Source organism: Knoellia altitudinis, assembly GCF_042666355.1.
GTDB lineage: Bacteria > Actinomycetota > Actinomycetes > Actinomycetales > Dermatophilaceae > Knoellia > Knoellia altitudinis.
In genome coordinates this window covers 2257960-2274166 of the sequence record NZ_JBHTDK010000001.1, presented here as the reverse complement: position 1 = coordinate 2274166, position 16207 = coordinate 2257960, and the positions used below count along the sequence as shown (strand labels likewise).

14 protein-coding genes are annotated in these 16207 nt (G+C 68.6%); 10 read left to right on the top strand and 4 right to left on the bottom strand.

Annotated features, from left to right (window positions below; all coding sequences use genetic code 11):
• The first annotated feature begins 1 nt into the window (after position 1).
• From ACFQW8_RS10730 to murJ, 3 genes are read left to right on the top strand one after another with little or no spacing between them, the layout of a single operon-like run.
• Positions 2-712 (top strand): response regulator transcription factor, encoded by a 711-nt coding sequence (locus tag ACFQW8_RS10730; RefSeq protein ID WP_380087206.1) that lies wholly within the window; start codon positions 2-4, stop codon positions 710-712.
• Entirely contained in the window at positions 713-1633 is a 921-nt protein-coding gene (mshD, locus tag ACFQW8_RS10725) for a mycothiol synthase (protein WP_380087205.1), read from the top strand.
• A 39-nt stretch (positions 1634-1672) separates the two neighbouring features.
• Complete coding sequence (gene murJ, locus ACFQW8_RS10720; protein ID WP_380087204.1) at positions 1673-3352, top strand: murein biosynthesis integral membrane protein MurJ; 1680 nt, start codon at positions 1673-1675, stop codon at positions 3350-3352.
• Between the two features lie 20 nt (positions 3353-3372).
• On the opposite strand, the gene ACFQW8_RS10715 is transcribed toward murJ, so the two are convergent.
• Positions 3373-4707 carry a carboxylate--amine ligase gene (locus ACFQW8_RS10715; protein WP_380087202.1) on the bottom strand — a complete coding sequence of 445 codons (1335 nt, stop codon included), beginning with the start codon at positions 4705-4707 and terminating at the stop codon, positions 3373-3375.
• Positions 4708-4720: 13 nt separating this feature from the next.
• Positions 4721-5947 (bottom strand): lipid II:glycine glycyltransferase FemX, encoded by a 1227-nt coding sequence (locus ACFQW8_RS10710; protein WP_380087201.1) that lies wholly within the window; start codon positions 5945-5947, stop codon positions 4721-4723.
• Between the two features lie 150 nt (positions 5948-6097).
• On the opposite strand from ACFQW8_RS10710, the gene ACFQW8_RS10705 reads away from it, so the two are divergent.
• From ACFQW8_RS10705 to pstB, 7 genes are all read left to right on the top strand, one after another.
• Positions 6098-6805 carry an aspartate/glutamate racemase family protein gene (locus tag ACFQW8_RS10705; protein ID WP_380087198.1) on the top strand — a complete coding sequence of 236 codons (708 nt, stop codon included), beginning with the start codon at positions 6098-6100 and terminating at the stop codon, positions 6803-6805.
• 72 nt (positions 6806-6877) lie between these two features.
• Complete coding sequence (locus tag ACFQW8_RS10700) at positions 6878-9196, top strand: RNA degradosome polyphosphate kinase (RefSeq protein WP_380087196.1); 2319 nt, start codon at positions 6878-6880, stop codon at positions 9194-9196.
• 53 nt (positions 9197-9249) lie between these two features.
• Positions 9250-10161, top strand: a complete 912-nt coding sequence (locus tag ACFQW8_RS10695) for an NUDIX hydrolase (RefSeq protein WP_380087194.1) — start codon at positions 9250-9252, stop codon at positions 10159-10161.
• 177 nt (positions 10162-10338) lie between these two features.
• Complete coding sequence (gene pstS, locus ACFQW8_RS10690; RefSeq protein ID WP_380087192.1) at positions 10339-11472, top strand: phosphate ABC transporter substrate-binding protein PstS; 1134 nt, start codon at positions 10339-10341, stop codon at positions 11470-11472.
• Positions 11473-11580: 108 nt separating this feature from the next.
• On the top strand, positions 11581-12591 hold the full coding sequence (gene pstC / locus ACFQW8_RS10685; RefSeq protein ID WP_380087190.1) for a phosphate ABC transporter permease subunit PstC: 1011 nt from the start codon (positions 11581-11583) through the stop codon (positions 12589-12591).
• Positions 12588-13508 carry a phosphate ABC transporter permease PstA gene (gene pstA / locus ACFQW8_RS10680; RefSeq protein WP_380087188.1) on the top strand — a complete coding sequence of 307 codons (921 nt, stop codon included), beginning with the start codon at positions 12588-12590 and terminating at the stop codon, positions 13506-13508. Before pstC ends, pstA begins: the two co-directional genes overlap by 4 nt.
• A gap of 61 nt (positions 13509-13569) precedes the next feature.
• Complete coding sequence (gene pstB / locus ACFQW8_RS10675) at positions 13570-14346, top strand: phosphate ABC transporter ATP-binding protein PstB (protein WP_380087187.1); 777 nt, start codon at positions 13570-13572, stop codon at positions 14344-14346.
• Positions 14347-14521: 175 nt separating this feature from the next.
• On the opposite strand, the gene ACFQW8_RS10670 is transcribed toward pstB, so the two are convergent.
• Both ACFQW8_RS10670 and ACFQW8_RS10665 read right to left on the bottom strand, forming a co-directional pair.
• Positions 14522-15526 carry an inorganic phosphate transporter gene (locus ACFQW8_RS10670; protein ID WP_380087185.1) on the bottom strand — a complete coding sequence of 335 codons (1005 nt, stop codon included), beginning with the start codon at positions 15524-15526 and terminating at the stop codon, positions 14522-14524.
• 5 nt (positions 15527-15531) lie between these two features.
• Positions 15532-16158, bottom strand: coding sequence for a DUF47 domain-containing protein (locus ACFQW8_RS10665; RefSeq protein ID WP_380087183.1), 627 nt, complete (start codon positions 16156-16158; stop codon positions 15532-15534).
• Positions 16159-16207: the final 49 nt, after the last annotated feature.

Below are 16207 nucleotides of genomic sequence, written 5' to 3'. Positions count from 1 at the left end.
GATGGCCCACCTCCTGCTGCTGACGAACGCCTTGGCGCCGAGCGCCGAGGTGCTGCCAGCTCTGGGCCTGCTCAGTCACCATGTTCGCATCCTCCCGGCCGAGCCGACTGCCCTCATCGATGCGCCCAAGGCCGACGCGGTCCTCGTCGACGCCCGTCGGGAGCTCGCCATGGCCCGCTCGTTGTGTCGGGTCATCCGCACGACGGGGTTGTCCGCGCCGCTCTTCGCGGTGCTCACCGAGGGTGGGTTGGCCGGGCTCACCCCCGAGTGGGGCCTCGACGACGTCCTCCTCGACAGTGCCGGTCCGGCCGAGGTCGAGGCACGGCTGCGGCTCGCGATCGCCCGGGCCCTCGAGGGTGACGGCGACGCCGACGACGACGTCCGGATCACTGCCGGCGTGCTCGTCATCGACGAGGCGACCTACTCGGTCAAGCTGCGGGGCAGGGCCCTGGACCTGACCTACAAGGAGTTCGAGCTGCTCAAGTACCTCGCGCAGCACCCGGGCCGAGTCTTCACCCGGGCGCAGCTGCTGCAGGAGGTCTGGGGCTACGACTACTTCGGCGGCACCCGCACCGTCGACGTCCACGTGCGCCGCCTGCGCGCCAAGCTGGGCTCGGACCACGAGACGCTCATCGGGACGGTCCGCAACGTCGGCTACCGCTTCGTGCCCGAAGAGGCCGAGGCCGCTGCCCGGGCGGAGGCTGCGACCTAAGTGAGCTCCGACCTCCACCTCGACACGTCCTCGCACCTCGACGAGGCCACGGCGGCCGCTGTCCTTGCCCTGGCCCGTCGCGCCGCCGACGCCGATGGCGTCGACGCCATCTCGGAGGCCTTCCGTCTCGCCCTCACCTCCGCTCGTGGCGAGGTCACGCACGTCGTCGCGTATGCCGGCGGGTCCCGTCCCGAGGACCTCCTCGGCTACGCGGCCCGGGACGGGGCCGGGTCGGCGGAGCTCGTGGTCGACCCGAGTTCGCGTCGCCAGGGCGTGGGTCGGGCGCTGCTGACGGCGGTCCTCGACGGTGGAGCGACGGGTGTGTGGGCGCACGGCGACCTGCCCGCAGCCCAGGGACTGGCCGCGGTCGAGGGCCTCGTGTCGACCCGCGAGCTGCACGTCATGGAGCGACAGGTGCGCGACGGAGACGACGTCGATCCCGTCCTGCCAGATGGCTTCGCGGCGCGTCCGTTCGAACCCGGACGTGACGAGCAGGCCTGGCTCGAGGTCAACGCCCTCGCCTTTGCCAGCCACCCGGAGCAGGGGTCGATCACGCTCGAGGACCTGCAGGAGCGCATGGCCCAGGACTGGTTCGACCCTGCCGGCCTCCTCCTCGTCGAGGACGTCTCCGTGACGCAGGACGGGGGTGCGCATCCCCTCGCAGCGTCCCACTGGACCAAGCGTGAACCCGGCTCGGACACAGGGGAGGTCTACGTCGTCGGGGTGCACCCGGCATACCAGGGTCGTGGTCTCGCCGGACCGCTCACGGGACTCGGCACGGCATACCTCGCCCGGCAGGGCGTGACGACGGTCGACCTCTATGTCGACGGCGACAACACCCGAGCGCTTGCGACCTATCGGCGCGCGGGCTTCGAGGACGCGGCGATCCACGTCGTCTACGGGCGTCCGACCGCGCCGTAGAGTGGCCCGGTCCACCGAGGAACCCGCGAGGGAGAGCACGTGACCGACACCCGCCCCGAGGGCGCCGAGGCCGACCCGGAGGGCGCCACGCCCATCGCCGCCCGCGTCGACGACGTCGCGCGCAACAGCGCCGTCATGGCGATCGGGACGTTCGGCTCGCGCATCCTCGGCTTCGTCCGCGCGGCCCTGCTCACCGCAGCCATCGGCGCTGCTGTCGCCGCCGACTCCTTCACCATCGCGAACACCCTGCCGACCCAGCTGTTCGTCCTCATCAACGGTGGCCTCATCTCGGCGCTGCTCATCCCGCAGCTGACCAAGGCGATGCTGCGCAGGGACGGCGGGCAGGACTTCAGTGACCGGCTCATCACCCTCTGCCTCCTGGTGCTCGGCGGCACGACCCTGCTCTCCATCGCGGCCACGCCGTGGATCATCGACTGGCTGACCAAGGACGACGCAGGTCAGGCGTTCGTCAACCTCACGACGTTCATGGCCTACATCTGCATGCCGCAGCTGTTCTTCTACGGGCTCTACGCCGTGCTCGGCCAGGTTCTCCAGGCACGGGGGAACTTCCTCGCGTTCGCCTGGGCGCCCGCGTGGGCCAACGTCATCCAGATCGCCGGGCTTGCCTGGTTCATCTGGCAGTGGGGCAAGCAGCCGTCGGTGGAGCCGTGGACCACCGAGATGGTCCTCGTGCTCGGAGTCAGCACCACCCTGGGCATCGCCGTCCAGGGGCTGAGCCTGGCCTGGCCGCTGTGGAGGAGCGGCTTCCGCTACCGACCGCGGTTCGGGTGGCGGGGCGTCGGCTTCCGCGACATGTCGCGCATGACGGGCTGGACCGTGGCCGCGCTGGTCATCTCGCAGTTCTACGGGTTCGTCAGCACCAAGGTGATGTCGCCCGAGGCCGTGGACGGTCCGGCGGTCGCTGGCAACGCGGTGCAGGCCCTGGCCTACAGCCTCTACATCCTTCCCCACTCCATCATCACGACCTCGGTCGTCACGGCGCTCTTCCCCGCGATGTCCCGCGCCCACGAGTCGGGTGACCTCGCCGAGATGCGACGACGCGTCGTCACCGGCCTCAAGAGTCCGGCCGTCCTGCTGCTCCCGGCGGTGGCCGCGTTCATCGCCCTGGGGCGCCCGATGGCCAAGACCCTGTTCTGGGGCACGCGCTACGAGCCTGGCAGTGGCATCGACGAGCCCGGCAGCATCGCCCTCGTCCTGGCCATCATGGCGGTGGGGCTGCTGCCGTTCGGCGTCACCGCCCTCAAGCAGCGCTACTGCTTCGCCCGCGGGGACGGCTGGATGAACTTCTGGCTCGTGGCACTCATGACGGTCATCAACCTCATCGGATGTGGCATCGCCTACTGGTACTCACCGACGGAGTACGTCGTGGCCACTGTCGCCGCGGGAGCGACCATCGCGAACATCGTGTCCGCCGCCGCCTTCCTCGTCGTCGCCCGGGGCCAACTGCGGGGGCTGGGGATGGGCGCCGTGTCCCGCCTGTGGGTCCGCCTCTCGGTCGCGTCCGGAGTCGCGGGCGTGGCCGCTTGGGGCTCCTCCACGCTCGTGTTCGACCCCTCCAGCTCGTGGGCGCGCCACGCGCTCGCACTCGTCGTCGGCGGGGCCGTGCTGTCCGTCGTGTTCCTCGTGCTGGCCAAGATCATGAAGATCCGCGAGGTCGACGAGGTGCTGGCCCCGATCCGGCGCCGCCTTCCCATCTGATCCCGCGGAAACCGCTGGGGTCAGCGTCGGGGGAGGTCGGAGTCCGCGGGTTCGCCGCCGGGGTGGAACGCCGCCTCGGGGTCGTAGTACTGGTGGAACTTGCGGTCGTAGCTCACGCCCGCCGCGAGGATCTTGGCCCAGCGCACCGGGTGCCTCTCGGCCCGGTAGTGCATCGGGTTGCGCAGCCCACCGGCCTTGATGACCCGCTGCACCCGCGCCCACAGGTCGGGATGGCGCGCCAGCGCCCACTTGATCGTCCGCACCGGCACGACCGAGTAGACCGTCTCGGTGTCCGCCTCGACGAGCTCGAACTTCTCGGGGAGGTTGTCGTGGACGTACTCGTCGACGTACCACGTCACCGCGTTGAAGCCGGTCCCCGTGACGTAGTAGTTCGAGCGCCCCAACCGCGGGTTGAGCTCGAAGAACTTCGACGTGCCGTCGCGGGGGTCGTACTTGAGGTCGAAGTTCGCGTAGCCGACCCACTTGAGCTCGGCGAGCAGGCGCACGGCCTCGTCGACGATCTCTCGGTTCTGGCCGGTGAGGATCGCGGCCGGCACACCGATGAGTCCCGGCGAGTGCTCCTCGATGAGGGTGCGTCCGTAGCTGGCGAAGCGCACCTGCGAGTCCCTGTCGCAGTAGCAGGTGAGGATCCGCATGCCCGTGTCGTCGCCGGGGACCATGTCCTGCAGGATCAGCCTGGCGCGGTAGCCGGACCCGTGGATCCGCCTCAGCAGGTCGCGCAGCTCATCGGCGGACGCGACCTCGTGCACCTTGGCCTGGCCCTCGAACGTCACCGTGTTCCAGGCACGAGGAGCGGTCGGCTTGAGGATGAGCGGATAGCCCTCTGCCGGAACCTTCTCCAGGTATGCCGTGCCGTCGCCATCGTCGGCGAGGTCGATGATCGTCGTGGTCGGGATGGAGACGCCGGCCCTCATCGCGACCTCGGCGAAGGTGTGCTTGCGGGTCGCCCGCTCGAGGATCTCGGCGCGGACGTAGGGCACCTTCCACGAGTCGTCGAGCTGGTCGCGCATCGCGTCGATGACGTCGACGAGCGAGTCCGAGGTCGCGAGAAGGATCTTGGGCTGCGTCAGCCCGGCGAACGGGGCGGCCTTGAGGGTCGCCGCGAGCACATCCGGGTCGTGGGCGTCGGAGCAGTGGACGACCTCGAGGATCGCGGAGCCGTCGGTCACCCACGACGTCGCGCCGGTGACGACGAGCGAGGTCACGCCATAGGCCTCGTGGAACGCGCGCACCAGTGAGTAGCCACCGACGTGGGCGCCGACGACCACCGGCACGAACGGCTGGTCCGTGATCGACGCGTACGCCTGCTTGGACACGGAAATGTTCGGGGGCAAGGGAACTGACCTCTCAGCGGCGCTTGTAGACGCGGACGGCGAGGTCGATGAGCCGACCGGACAGGGGACGGAGCTGCTTGGTGAACTCACCGGCATACTCACGTCGTTCCGGGTTCCACTGGCGCTTGAACTCCTCCAGACCCTCGGACGCGTCGATGCCGCCGAAGTCGAAGGTCGTCACGCCCTTGGCCGCCGCGTCCTGCATGATCCGCCAGACCATGAGGTAGTTCGGGCGCAGGTTGCGGTGCTCGTCGGACGACGCGGCATACAGGTAGGAACCGCGGGTGCCGCACGTCGCGAAGACCGACCCGGCGAGGTACTGGCCGTCGGGGTGCTGCTCGTGCGCTGCGGCGAACTCGGCCGCCGACGCCTCGTTCTTGGCGATGCTCTCCTCGAGGCCAGCGACCTGGCGGTCGGCCTTCTCGGAGGGGTACTTCTCGCGCTTGGCCGCGGCCTTCTCGAGCTGACCACGCAGATCCTCGACCTTGGTGCGCGCCGCTTCGGCGGCAGCGCCGTGGTCGAGCTTGACGAGGGAGATGACGATGTCGTCGGTCGGCGAGAGCACGTCGTAGAGCGTGGTGAAGTACTCGAGGCTGCGGATGCCGAAGCCGTCACGCTCACCGGTCACGCGCATGAGCTCGTGGAAGGCGGGGATCTTGTCGCGGCCGACCGACTCGTAGACCAGGCCGGACTTCTCGGCCTTGCGGATCGACTGGCGCGTGCCCTGGGTGAGGTCCTTGTGCAGGGCCTCGAGGTCGCTGATGTCGGTGACCATGCGCAGGGCGGGCTGGGCCAGGGTCTTGGCCGCGTCGTCGCCGGGGTCGGTGCGGGTGAAGCCGCGGGACTCCAGCGCCGGACGGATGTCGGGGTTGTCGATGCGCACGGCGGGGTCGATCCGCAGGAGGACGCCTCGGTTCTCCTTGGCGACCTTGGTGACCTCGGCGAGCAGGGCGTCGACCGACTCGGCGTCCGACCAGTCGACCACGAACCCGCGCGGGCAGTAGGCGAGCGCCATCGGCACGACCGGGGTGCGGCGGAAGAGGATGAGTGCGGCACCGGTGACCTCGTCGGCCCCGTCCGGTCCGGCGCCCTTGCGACCCACGGCGACCGTGCGCCAGGTCCAGCCCGTGTGCTCCTTCTCCTTGCCCCATGGGGTCGTCTGCATGAGGTGCCCGTTGGGGTGGTCACGAACGAAGTCGTCGTGCTCACGCTCGGTGAGGGACAGGGCCGACAGTGCCACGAAGCTCCTTGGTGAGGGTCGTCAGGGATCGCGTCGGAGTCTATCCACCGGGCCGTGACGCAGAAATCTCACGGATTCCCTGTTGCAACCGGGACGATCCACGATTTCCGCGTCATGGGCGGGGCGAGCGCCCGGGGTTAGGCTCGGACGGTGCGCAACGAACCGGTCGGCATCCTCGGCGGGATCGGCCCCATGGCCACCGTCTACTTCATGCAGCGCGTCATCGCGATGACCGACGCCTCCCGCGACCAGGACCACGTGGACATGCTCGTGTGGAACCACGCCAGCATCCCGGACCGGACGGCATACATCGTCGGAGACAGTGACGAGAGTCCCGGGCCGGTGATGGCGCAGGATGCCCGAGAGCTCGAGCGCGCCGGCGCGAAGTTCATCGCCGTCCCGTGCAACACCGCCCAGGCCTTCCAGGACGAGGTCGAGGGGGCCGTCGGCATCCCCGTCATCGACATCGTCGCGGTGACCATCGCCGCGGCCGAGGCCGCCGTGCCCGGCCTGACGACGCTCGGCATCCTGGCCACGGACGGCACCCTGCGCGCCGAGACCTACCACCGAGCTGCGCAGGCCGCCGGCCTCACGCCCGTCACGCCCGACGACGTCGTCCAGAAGGACGTGATGTCGATGATCTATGACGGCGTCAAGGCGGGTATGCCGGTCGAGCGCGACCGCTTCGACGCTGCGGTCGCGCACCTGCGCGCCAAGGGCGCCGGCGCCATCGTGCTCGGCTGCACCGAGCTGTCGATCCTGCAGACCGACCTCAGGGTCGACGAACCCGACGTCGTCGACTCCCTCGACGCCCTGGCCGCTCGCACCGTCGTCCTCGCTGGTGGGCGACTTCGCTGAGAGCTCGCTCGTGGACCGTCTCTGACCCACGCAGGTCTTCTGGCGTTCACCTGAACCTGACACCATGAGCACATGACGACGTCGACGAGCCCCTCCACCGACGCCGAGCGTGCCCTCGAGTCAGTCGCCGACGGCACGACCGCGGCCACGCACACTGCCGCTGCGGCCGCGGCGGACGCGAGCTTCGTCGCCGAGGTGTCGATCGCGAGCGCCTCCGCGACCGAGGCACGTGCGGTCCAGCCGCGCGCCTCCAACGGCCGCTTCGCCAGGACCGACGTCGAGGACGACGGCCTGCCTGCCGACCGGTTCCTCGACCGCGAGATCTCCTGGCTCCAGTTCAACGAGCGGGTCCTCCAGCTCGCGGCCGACGACAACGTGCCGCTGCTCGAGCGGGCCAGGTTCCTCGCGATCTTCACGTCCAACCTCGACGAGTTCTTCATGGTGCGCGTCGCGGGTCTCAAGCGCCGCATCGCCACCGGCCTCGCCGTCCGTTCGGCCTCGGGCCTGGAGCCCCGCGAGGTCCTCGAGCAGATCTCGGCGGTCGCCCACGAGCTCCTCGACCTGCAGGCACGGGTCTATGACGACCTCGTGCAGCCGGCCCTCGAGAACGAGGGCATCCAGGTCGTGCGCTGGGACGAGCTGTCCGAGGACGAGCAGGCCGAGCTCGGCCAGATGTTCACCGATCGCGTCTTCCCTGTGCTCACCCCGCTCGCCGTCGACCCGGCCCACCCGTTCCCCTACATCTCCGGGCTCTCGCTCAACCTCGCGGTCCTGCTCATCAACCCCAAGACCGGCAAGGAGCACTTCGCCAGGGTCAAGGTGCCGCCGCTCCTCCCCCGGCTGCTGCGGGTCGGTGAGACCGGCGCCGCCGGTGACATCTACGACGTCAGGTTCGTGCCGCTCGAGGACGTCATGTCCGCCCACCTCGACCAGCTCTTCCCCGGCATGGAGGTGCACGAGCACTACACCTTCCGGGTCACCCGCAACGAGGACCTCGAGGTCGAGGAGGACGACGCCGAGAACCTCCTCGCCGCGCTCGAGAAGGAGCTGACCCGGCGCCGCTTCGGTCCGCCCGTCCGCCTCGAGGTCGACCGTGACATGGACGACCACGTCATGGACCTGCTCGTGCGCGAGCTCGGGGTCTCGAGCCAGGAGGTCTACCGCCTGCCCGCTCCCCTGGACCTGCGCGGGCTCAACATCATCGCCGACCTCGAGCGCTCCGACCTGCACTACCCGGCGTTCGTGTCGCGCACCAACAGCGACCTCGCACCGACCGAGAGCGCCAAGGCCCGCGACATCTTCGCGAGCATCCGCAAGCAGGACGTCCTGCTGCAGCACCCCTACGACTCGTTCGCGACGTCCGTGCAGGCGTTCATCGAGCAGGCGGCCGCGGACCCCAACGTCCTCGCGATCAAGCAGACGCTCTACCGCACGAGTGGCGACTCCCCGATCATCGACGCCCTCATCGACGCGGCCGACAGCGGCAAGCAGGTGCTGGCCGTCGTCGAGATCAAGGCCCGCTTCGACGAGCAGAACAACATCTCCTGGGCCCGCAAGCTGGAGCGTGCCGGCGTGCACGTCGTCTACGGCATCGTCGGCCTCAAGACCCACTGCAAGCTCAGCCTCGTCGTCCGGCAGGAGGAGGACGGGCTGCGCCGCTACTGCCACGTCGGCACCGGCAACTACAACCCCAAGACGGCCCGCCTCTATGAGGACTTCGGCCTGCTCACCTGCGACCCGCAGGTCGGCGAGGATCTGTCGCGCCTCTTCAACCAGCTCTCGGGCATCGCCCCGCGAAGCAAGTTCAAGCGGCTCATGGTGGCGCCCCGGTCGGTGCGCACCGGGCTGCTCGAGCGCATCGACTCACAGATCGAGAGCGAGCGCGCGAGCTCGGGGTCCGGCTACATCGGGTTCAAGCTCAACTCCATCGTCGACGAGCAGATCATCGACGCGCTCTACCGCGCCTCGCAGGCCGGCGTGAAGATCGACGTCTGGGTGCGGGGCATCTCGTCGCTGCGCCCCGGCGTCAAGGGGCTGTCGGAGACCATCACCGTCCACTCGATCCTCGGCCGCTTCCTCGAGCACTCCCGCGTCTTCCTCTTCGGCACCGGCGACGACGCGGAGGCCTGGATCGGAAGCGCCGACATGATGCACCGCAACCTCGACCGCCGGGTCGAGTGCCTCGTGCGCCTGTCCGACCCGCGCCACCTCCACGACCTCGCCTCGCTCATGAGCAAGGGCATGAGTGGCGACTACTCGCACTGGAGCCTCCAGAGTGACGGCCGGTGGAACCGGCGCCACGTGGGTGCGGACGGCGAGCCTCTCGAGGACGTGCAGGCGGTTCTCATCGAGATGCACGCGAAGCGTCGACGCAAGGCGCGACGGCGCTGACCGCGCAGGCCCGAACCCAGGTCATCCCCGCGGCCGGAACGCTGCCGTGGCGGGTGCGTGACGGCGTGCTCGAGGTCGCCCTCGTCCACCGACCCCGCTATGACGACTGGTCCTGGCCCAAGGGCAAGCTCGACACCGGTGAGGACTGGATCGTCGCAGCGGCCCGCGAGACGCTCGAGGAGACCGGCCTCACGGTCCGCCTCGGCCGACCGCTGCCCGAGGCCCACTACCTCCTGCTGACCAAGGCGGGAGTGCCCGGCGACAAGATCGTCCGCTACTGGGCGTCGACCGTCACGGGGGGTCACGGCCGGCTCGAGAACGAGATCGACGCCGTCGAGTGGCTGGACGTCACCGAGGCCAACGTCCGCCTCGACTACGCCCACGACCGTGAGCAGCTGCGTGCGCTCGTGCGAGCCCACACCGAGGCGGCTCTCGACACCTGGCCCCTCGCCGTCGTCCGCCACGCCAAGGCTCTGGGACGGTCCGACTGGAAGGGCGACGACCGGCAGCGCCCCCTAGAGGCGCGCGGACGCGAACGTGCCGACGCGCTCATCCCGGTGCTCGCGGCATACGGGATCTCCCGCATCCTCACGTCACCGTCCCTGCGTTGTGTCGACACGATCTCCCCGTATGCCGTGTGGGCCGGGATCGCGCCCCGACCCAAGAAAGGGCTGTCCGAGGAGGGACACGAGGCGGATCCGGACAAGGCCGAGCAGCACGTCGAGCGCGCCCTCGAGCGTGGTGAGCCGACCGCGCTGTGCTCGCACGGGCCCGTCATGGGCTCGGTGCTGGATGCCATCAGCCCTCGCCTCGAGCTCGTCGGCGACGGCTCGGTCGAGATGCTCGAGCGCTTCGTCGAGGCTCGCGACCACAACCTCGACAAGGGCGAGGCGCTCGTCTGCCACGTGGCCGGAGCCGGCGCGGACGCCCGGGTCGTCGCCCTGGAGCGCCACCCCACTGCTTGAAGAATCAAGTGACCTGACTCTCACTTGAACAACCCGCAAGACAATGGCCGAGCAGCGTTCACGCCGCGTTCACCGGGCACGGGCCATCGCGTCATGAGCCGTCCCTACCTTCGCAGTGTCGGGCCACAACGTCGCAGCTGCCCGGCTCCCCCAGATTCCTTGTGAGAGGTACACACAGTGAAGATTCAGCGTCTCGGCGCGATGGCGTCTCTCGCCCTCGTCGGTTCGATTGCCCTCGCCGGTTGCGGTTCCGACAACAACGCCAGCGCAGACGCCGGCAGCGGCGACAGCACCGCGTCGTCGTCCGGCTCCGCCAGCACCGAGGACTGCTTCGAAGGCACCCTCAACGCAGAAGGCTCCTCCGCCCAGAAGAACGCCTTCGAGGAGGTCGGCGCCAAGTTCAGCGAGAAGTGCTCCGGCGCCACCGTGAACTACAACCCGTCCGGCTCCGGCGCGGGCATCAAGCAGTTCATCGGCGGCCAGGTCGACTTCGCCGGCTCCGACTCGGCGCTGAAGACCGAGCCGAAGGACGGCAAGATCGAGGCCAAGGAAGCCGAGACCGCGTGCGGCTCGCCGGCCTGGAACATCCCGCTCGTCACCGGCCCCATCGCCGTCGCCTACAACCTCGAGGGCGTCGACAAGCTCACCCTGACGCCAGCCGTCGCCGGTGACATCTTCATGGGCAAGATCACCAAGTGGGACGACCCCAAGATCGCTGCGATCAACTCGGGTGTCGAGCTCCCGGCCACGGCGATCAAGCCGTTCTTCCGCTCGGACGAGTCTGGCACGACCGAGAACTTCACCAAGTACCTCAAGGCCGCCGCTGAGGCGAACTGGCCGGGCGAGCCCGCCAAGACCTGGGACGGCAAGGGCGAGGGCAAGGCCAAGTCGGCTGGTGTCGCCGAGGGCGTCAAGAGCACCGACGGTGGCATCACCTACGTCGAGTGGAGCTACGCCAAGGACAACGACCTCGGTGTCGCCCAGATCGACAACGGCGCAGGCGCCGTCGAGCTCACCTCCGAGACCGTGGGCAAGGCGATCGCCACCGCGAAGCAGACGGGCACGGGCAACGACCTCGCCCTCAAGCTCGACTACGCCACGAAGGAGGCCGGGGCCTACCCGATCAACCTCGTGACCTACGAGATCGTCTGCTCCAAGGGCAAGGACGCCGCGAAGCAGAAGAACATCAAGGCCTTCCTCAAGTACTTCGCCTCCGAGGAAGCACAGAAGGCGATCGAGGAGATCGGCTACGCGCCGCTCCCCGCTGACGTCCAGACCAAGGTCGCCACGTCGATCGACGCGATCTCCTGATCGAGCCCTACCCGGACGAGCTGATCGTCTGGTGAACTGAGGGGGCGGGGCCGGACCGGCCCCGCCCCCTCAGCCCCCTTCCCACAGTTCCTGAGAGGACTCGACCACGTGTCATCGATCACCGGGCACAGCGCGATCGACGAGCTCCCCGGCGAGGACGGCCGGCCGCCACTCGAGGGCGACCGGGCCGGCACCGGTCGGCTCGGGGACCGCATCTTCGGTGGCCTCGCCACCGGTTCCGGCATCTTCATCGTCGTGCTCGTCACCCTCGTCGGGGTCTTCCTCGTCGTCCAGGCCGTGCCGTCGCTGCTCAACAACAACTCGAACTTCCTCACCTCGCGTGAGTGGGTGGCCAGCGGGACCGATCCACGCTTCGGCATCGTCGACCTGCTCTGGGCGACGATCATCACCTCGATCATCGCCATGCTCATCGCGGTGCCTCTGGGTGTCGCCGTGGCCCTCTTCATCACGCAGTACGCACCGGACTGGCTGAGCAAACCGGCTGCGGCGCTCGTGGACCTGCTGGCCGCCGTCCCCTCCATCGTCTACGGGTTCTGGGGGCTCAAGATCGCCGGCGACTACTTCCAGCCCGTCGCCGACTTCCTCACCGGAGCCCTCGGTTGGATCCCGTTCTTCACCGAAGAGGGCATCAGCGCGAAGAGCACCCTCGCCTTCGCCGGCATCATCCTTGCGATCATGATCCTGCCGATCGTCACGGCCATCTCCCGTGAGGTCTTCGCGCAGGTGCCGACCACCCACAAGGAGGGAGCTCTCGCCCTCGGCGCCACGAAGTGGGAGATGATCCGCACCGCGGTGCTCCCCTTCGGCAAGCCGGGCGTCATCTCGGCCGCGATGCTCGGCCTGGGTCGCGCCCTGGGTGAGACCCTGGCCGTGACGCTGCTCCTCTCGGCCCTCAACACCTCGGACTCGTTCTCGTTCTCGATCTTCGGTGGTGGTGAGACTTTTGCCTCCCGCATCGCCAACGACGCCGGGGAGTTCGACTCCGCCCAGAAGACCGGCGCCTACATCGCCGCCGGCCTGGTCCTCTTCATCCTCACCTTCATCGTCAACGCGGCCGCTCGGGTCGTCATCGAACGTCGGAAGGCCTTCAGCGAATGAGCACCCTCACCAACGTCGACGAGTCCTCGCTGCCCGCCACCCGTGTCGACGACAACTTCGGAGGCAAGTCCGGAGCACGCGCCTTCAAGGACCAGCTCGCCCGGGGCCTCATGTGGGCCGCGTTCATCGTCGCCCTCATCCCCCTGATCTGGATTCTCGGCGCCACCCTCGTCAAGGGCGGCCAGACCGTGCTCGACCCCAGCTGGTGGACGAACTCACAGGCGGGCATCACTTCTCGGCGCGAAGGTGGCGGCGCCGTCCACGCCATCCAGGGCACGCTCATCCAGGCAGGCGTCACGGCCCTAATCTCGGTGCCGATCGGCGTCCTGACCGCGATCTACCTGGTCGAGTACGGCCGGGGTCGACTCGCCAGGACCGTGTCGTTCATGGTCGACATCCTCACCGGCATCCCATCGATCGTCGCTGCGCTGTTCATCTACGCCCTCTGGGTGGTGACATTCGGCTTCCAGCGCGTCGGCTTCGCCGTGTGCCTCGCCCTGACGATGCTCATGATCCCGACCGTCGTCCGCTCGACGGAGGAGATGCTCAAGCTCGTCCCCAACGAGCTGCGCGAGGCGTCCTACGCCCTCGGCGTGCCGAAGTGGAAGACGATCATGAAGATCGTCATCCCCACGTCGTTCTCCGGCATCGTCACCGGCGTCCTCCTCGGCCTCGCCCGCGTCATGGGTGAGACGGCGCCGCTCATCATCCTCGGGCCCTACACCGCGGTCATCGCCACGAACCTCTTCGACGGGCTCATGCCGACGCTGCCGTCGATGATCTTCCAGACCTACGGCGAGAGCCTCCCGGCCGCCGTCAACCGCACCTGGGGTGCCGCCCTCACGCTCATCCTGCTCGTCTTCCTGCTGAACATCGCCGGCCGGTTCATCGGCCGGTTCAGCAAGGTGCGGAACTGACCACGCCGCGCACACGGCATACCTTCTGAACTTCTGAACCCAGAGAGAAACGACACCACTCATGGCCAAGCGCATCGACGTCAAGGACCTCGACATCTACTACGGCGACTTCAAGGCCGTCGAGGGGGTCACCCTCACCGTGGAGCCGCGCTCCGTGACGGCCTTCATCGGCCCGTCCGGGTGTGGCAAGTCGACGGTGCTCCGCACGCTCAACCGGATGCACGAGGTGATCCCCGGAGGCCGGGTCGACGGCAAGGTGACGCTCGACGACCAGGACCTGTATGCGTCCTCGATGGACCCGGTGGCAGTTCGACGCACGGTCGGCATGGTCTTCCAGCGCCCCAACCCCTTCCCGACGATGTCGATCCGCGACAACGTCGCCGCCGGGCTCAAGCTCAACGGCGTCAAGAACAAGAAGGAGCTCGGCGAGGTCGTCGAGAGGTCGCTCAAGGCCGCGAACCTCTGGAACGAGGTCAAGGATCGCCTCGACAAGCCGGGCGCCGGTCTCTCCGGTGGTCAGCAGCAGCGACTGTGCATCGCGCGGGCCATCGCGGTGGACCCGCAGGTGCTGCTCATGGACGAGCCGTGCTCGGCCCTCGACCCGATCTCCACGCTCGCCATCGAGGACCTCATCAACGAGCTCAAGTCGCAGTACACCGTCGTCATCGTCACGCACAACATGCAGCAGGCGGCCCGGGTCTCCGACCAGACCGCCTTCTTCAACCTCAAGGCGACCGGTCAGCCGGGCCGGCTGGTCGAGGTCGACGGCACCCAGAAGATCTTCAGCAACCCGACCCAGAAGGCCACCGAGGACTACATCTCGGGGCGCTTCGGCTGAGCCGACTCACACCGGCAGGGCCGGACCAGAGCACGCCGTGCGGCAGGAGGGGCACGGCGTGCTCCGCTGTCTCCGGGCCTGGGGCGGCCTCGTGGCGTCACGAGACGACCAGCTCTGCGCGAGGGACGCAGGTGGAGGTGGACGCCTCACCAGGAGGTGGTCGCCTCGAGCCCGGTCAGAGGCCGATGATGAGCTCGAGCAGCAGGTAGGTCACCGCAGCCACGATGCCGGCGCCGGGGAAGGTGAAGACCCACGCCCCGACGATGTTCTTGGCCACTCCCCAGCGCACCGCCTTGATCGACTTGGTGGATCCGACACCCATGATCGCCGAGGTGATGGCGTGGGTCGTGGAGATCGGGGCGCCCGTCGCGGTGGCCACGTAGAGCACGGCAGCCGCAGTGGTCTCCGCCGCGAAGCCCTGCGGCGGGTCGAGGTGGATGATCCGACGGCCGAGGGTGCGCATGATCCGCCAGCCACCGGCATACGTCCCGGCCGAGATCACCAGAGCGCTGGCGATGAGGACCCACAGCGGGATCGACTGGTCGTCGTTGTTGTGGAAGCCGCCCACCGTGAGCGCGAGCACGACGACGCCCGCGGTCTTGGCGGCGTCCTGCATGCCGTGCCCGAAGGCCATGGCAGCGGCCGACACGGTCTGCGCGTAGCGGAAGCCGCGGTTGACCCTGCCCGGGTGCCCGTGGCGGAAGATCCACAGGAGAGCCGTCATGACGAGGAATCCCACGACCAGACCGACGAGGGGTGAGGCGATCATCGGGAGGATGACCTTCTGGAACACAGCCGTCCAGTAGACGGTCGTCGATGCCGCGATGGCCGCACCACCGAGACCGCCGATGAGGGCGTGGGACGACGACGAGGGCAACCCGAACCACCAGGTCAGCAGGTTCCAGGTGATGGCACCGATGAGCGCGGCGGCGCAGATCGTCAGGCCCACCGTGCCGTCGGGGGCCTCGATGATCCCGCTGCCGATCGTGGCAGCGACCTTGGTGCCGAAGAAGGCGCCGAAGAGGTTGGCGATCGCCGCCATCCCCAGAGCGATGCGAGGGGTGAGGGCGCGGGTCGACACCGACGTCGCGATGGCGTTGGCGGCGTCGTGGAAGCCGTTGGTGTAGTTGAAGCCCATCGCCAGCGCGACGACAAGGGCCACCGGGATCCAGCTGTCCACAGCGGTCAGGACTCCTTGACGGCGATGCTCTCGACCTTGTGGGCCACCGTCTCGAACGCGTCGGCTGCGGCCTCGAGCTCGTCGATGAGCTCCTTGTGCTTCATCACGGTGAGGGCGTCGGCACCCTCGGCGTTGAAGAGCTTGGCCAGCATGCGGCGGTAGGCCTTGTCAGCGGAGTTCTCGAGACGGTTGATCTCGATCCAGTAGGTGCTGAGGTCCTTCATCGAGCGCAGCCGCGGCATCGCGTCGACGGTGAGATCGGCCATGCGCGAGAGGATCTCGACCTGCTTGGTGACGCCCTTCGGGAGGTCGTCGATGCGATAGAGGGCCACGAGGTCGGCAGCGGCCTCCATGTGGTCGACGCAGTCGTCGAGCGCGCTCGCAAGGCCGTGGATGTCCTCACGGTCGAACGGCGTGATGAACGAGCTGTTGACCTTGCGGATGAGCTCGTGGGTGGCCTCGTCGGCAGAGGTCTCCACCTCGCTCATGCGGGCCGCGATGGTCTCGCGCTCTGCCTGCGTCTCCGCACCGAGGATGGCGGTCAGCTCTGCCGCGCCCTCCACGAGGTGCTTGGCGGACTGGGAGAAGAGCTCATAGAAACCGTCGTCCTTGGGAGTGAGGCTGAAGCCCACGAGAGTCGATCCGTTCGGCTCGAGGTGCAGGTGTCGGTGACAAGGCTAA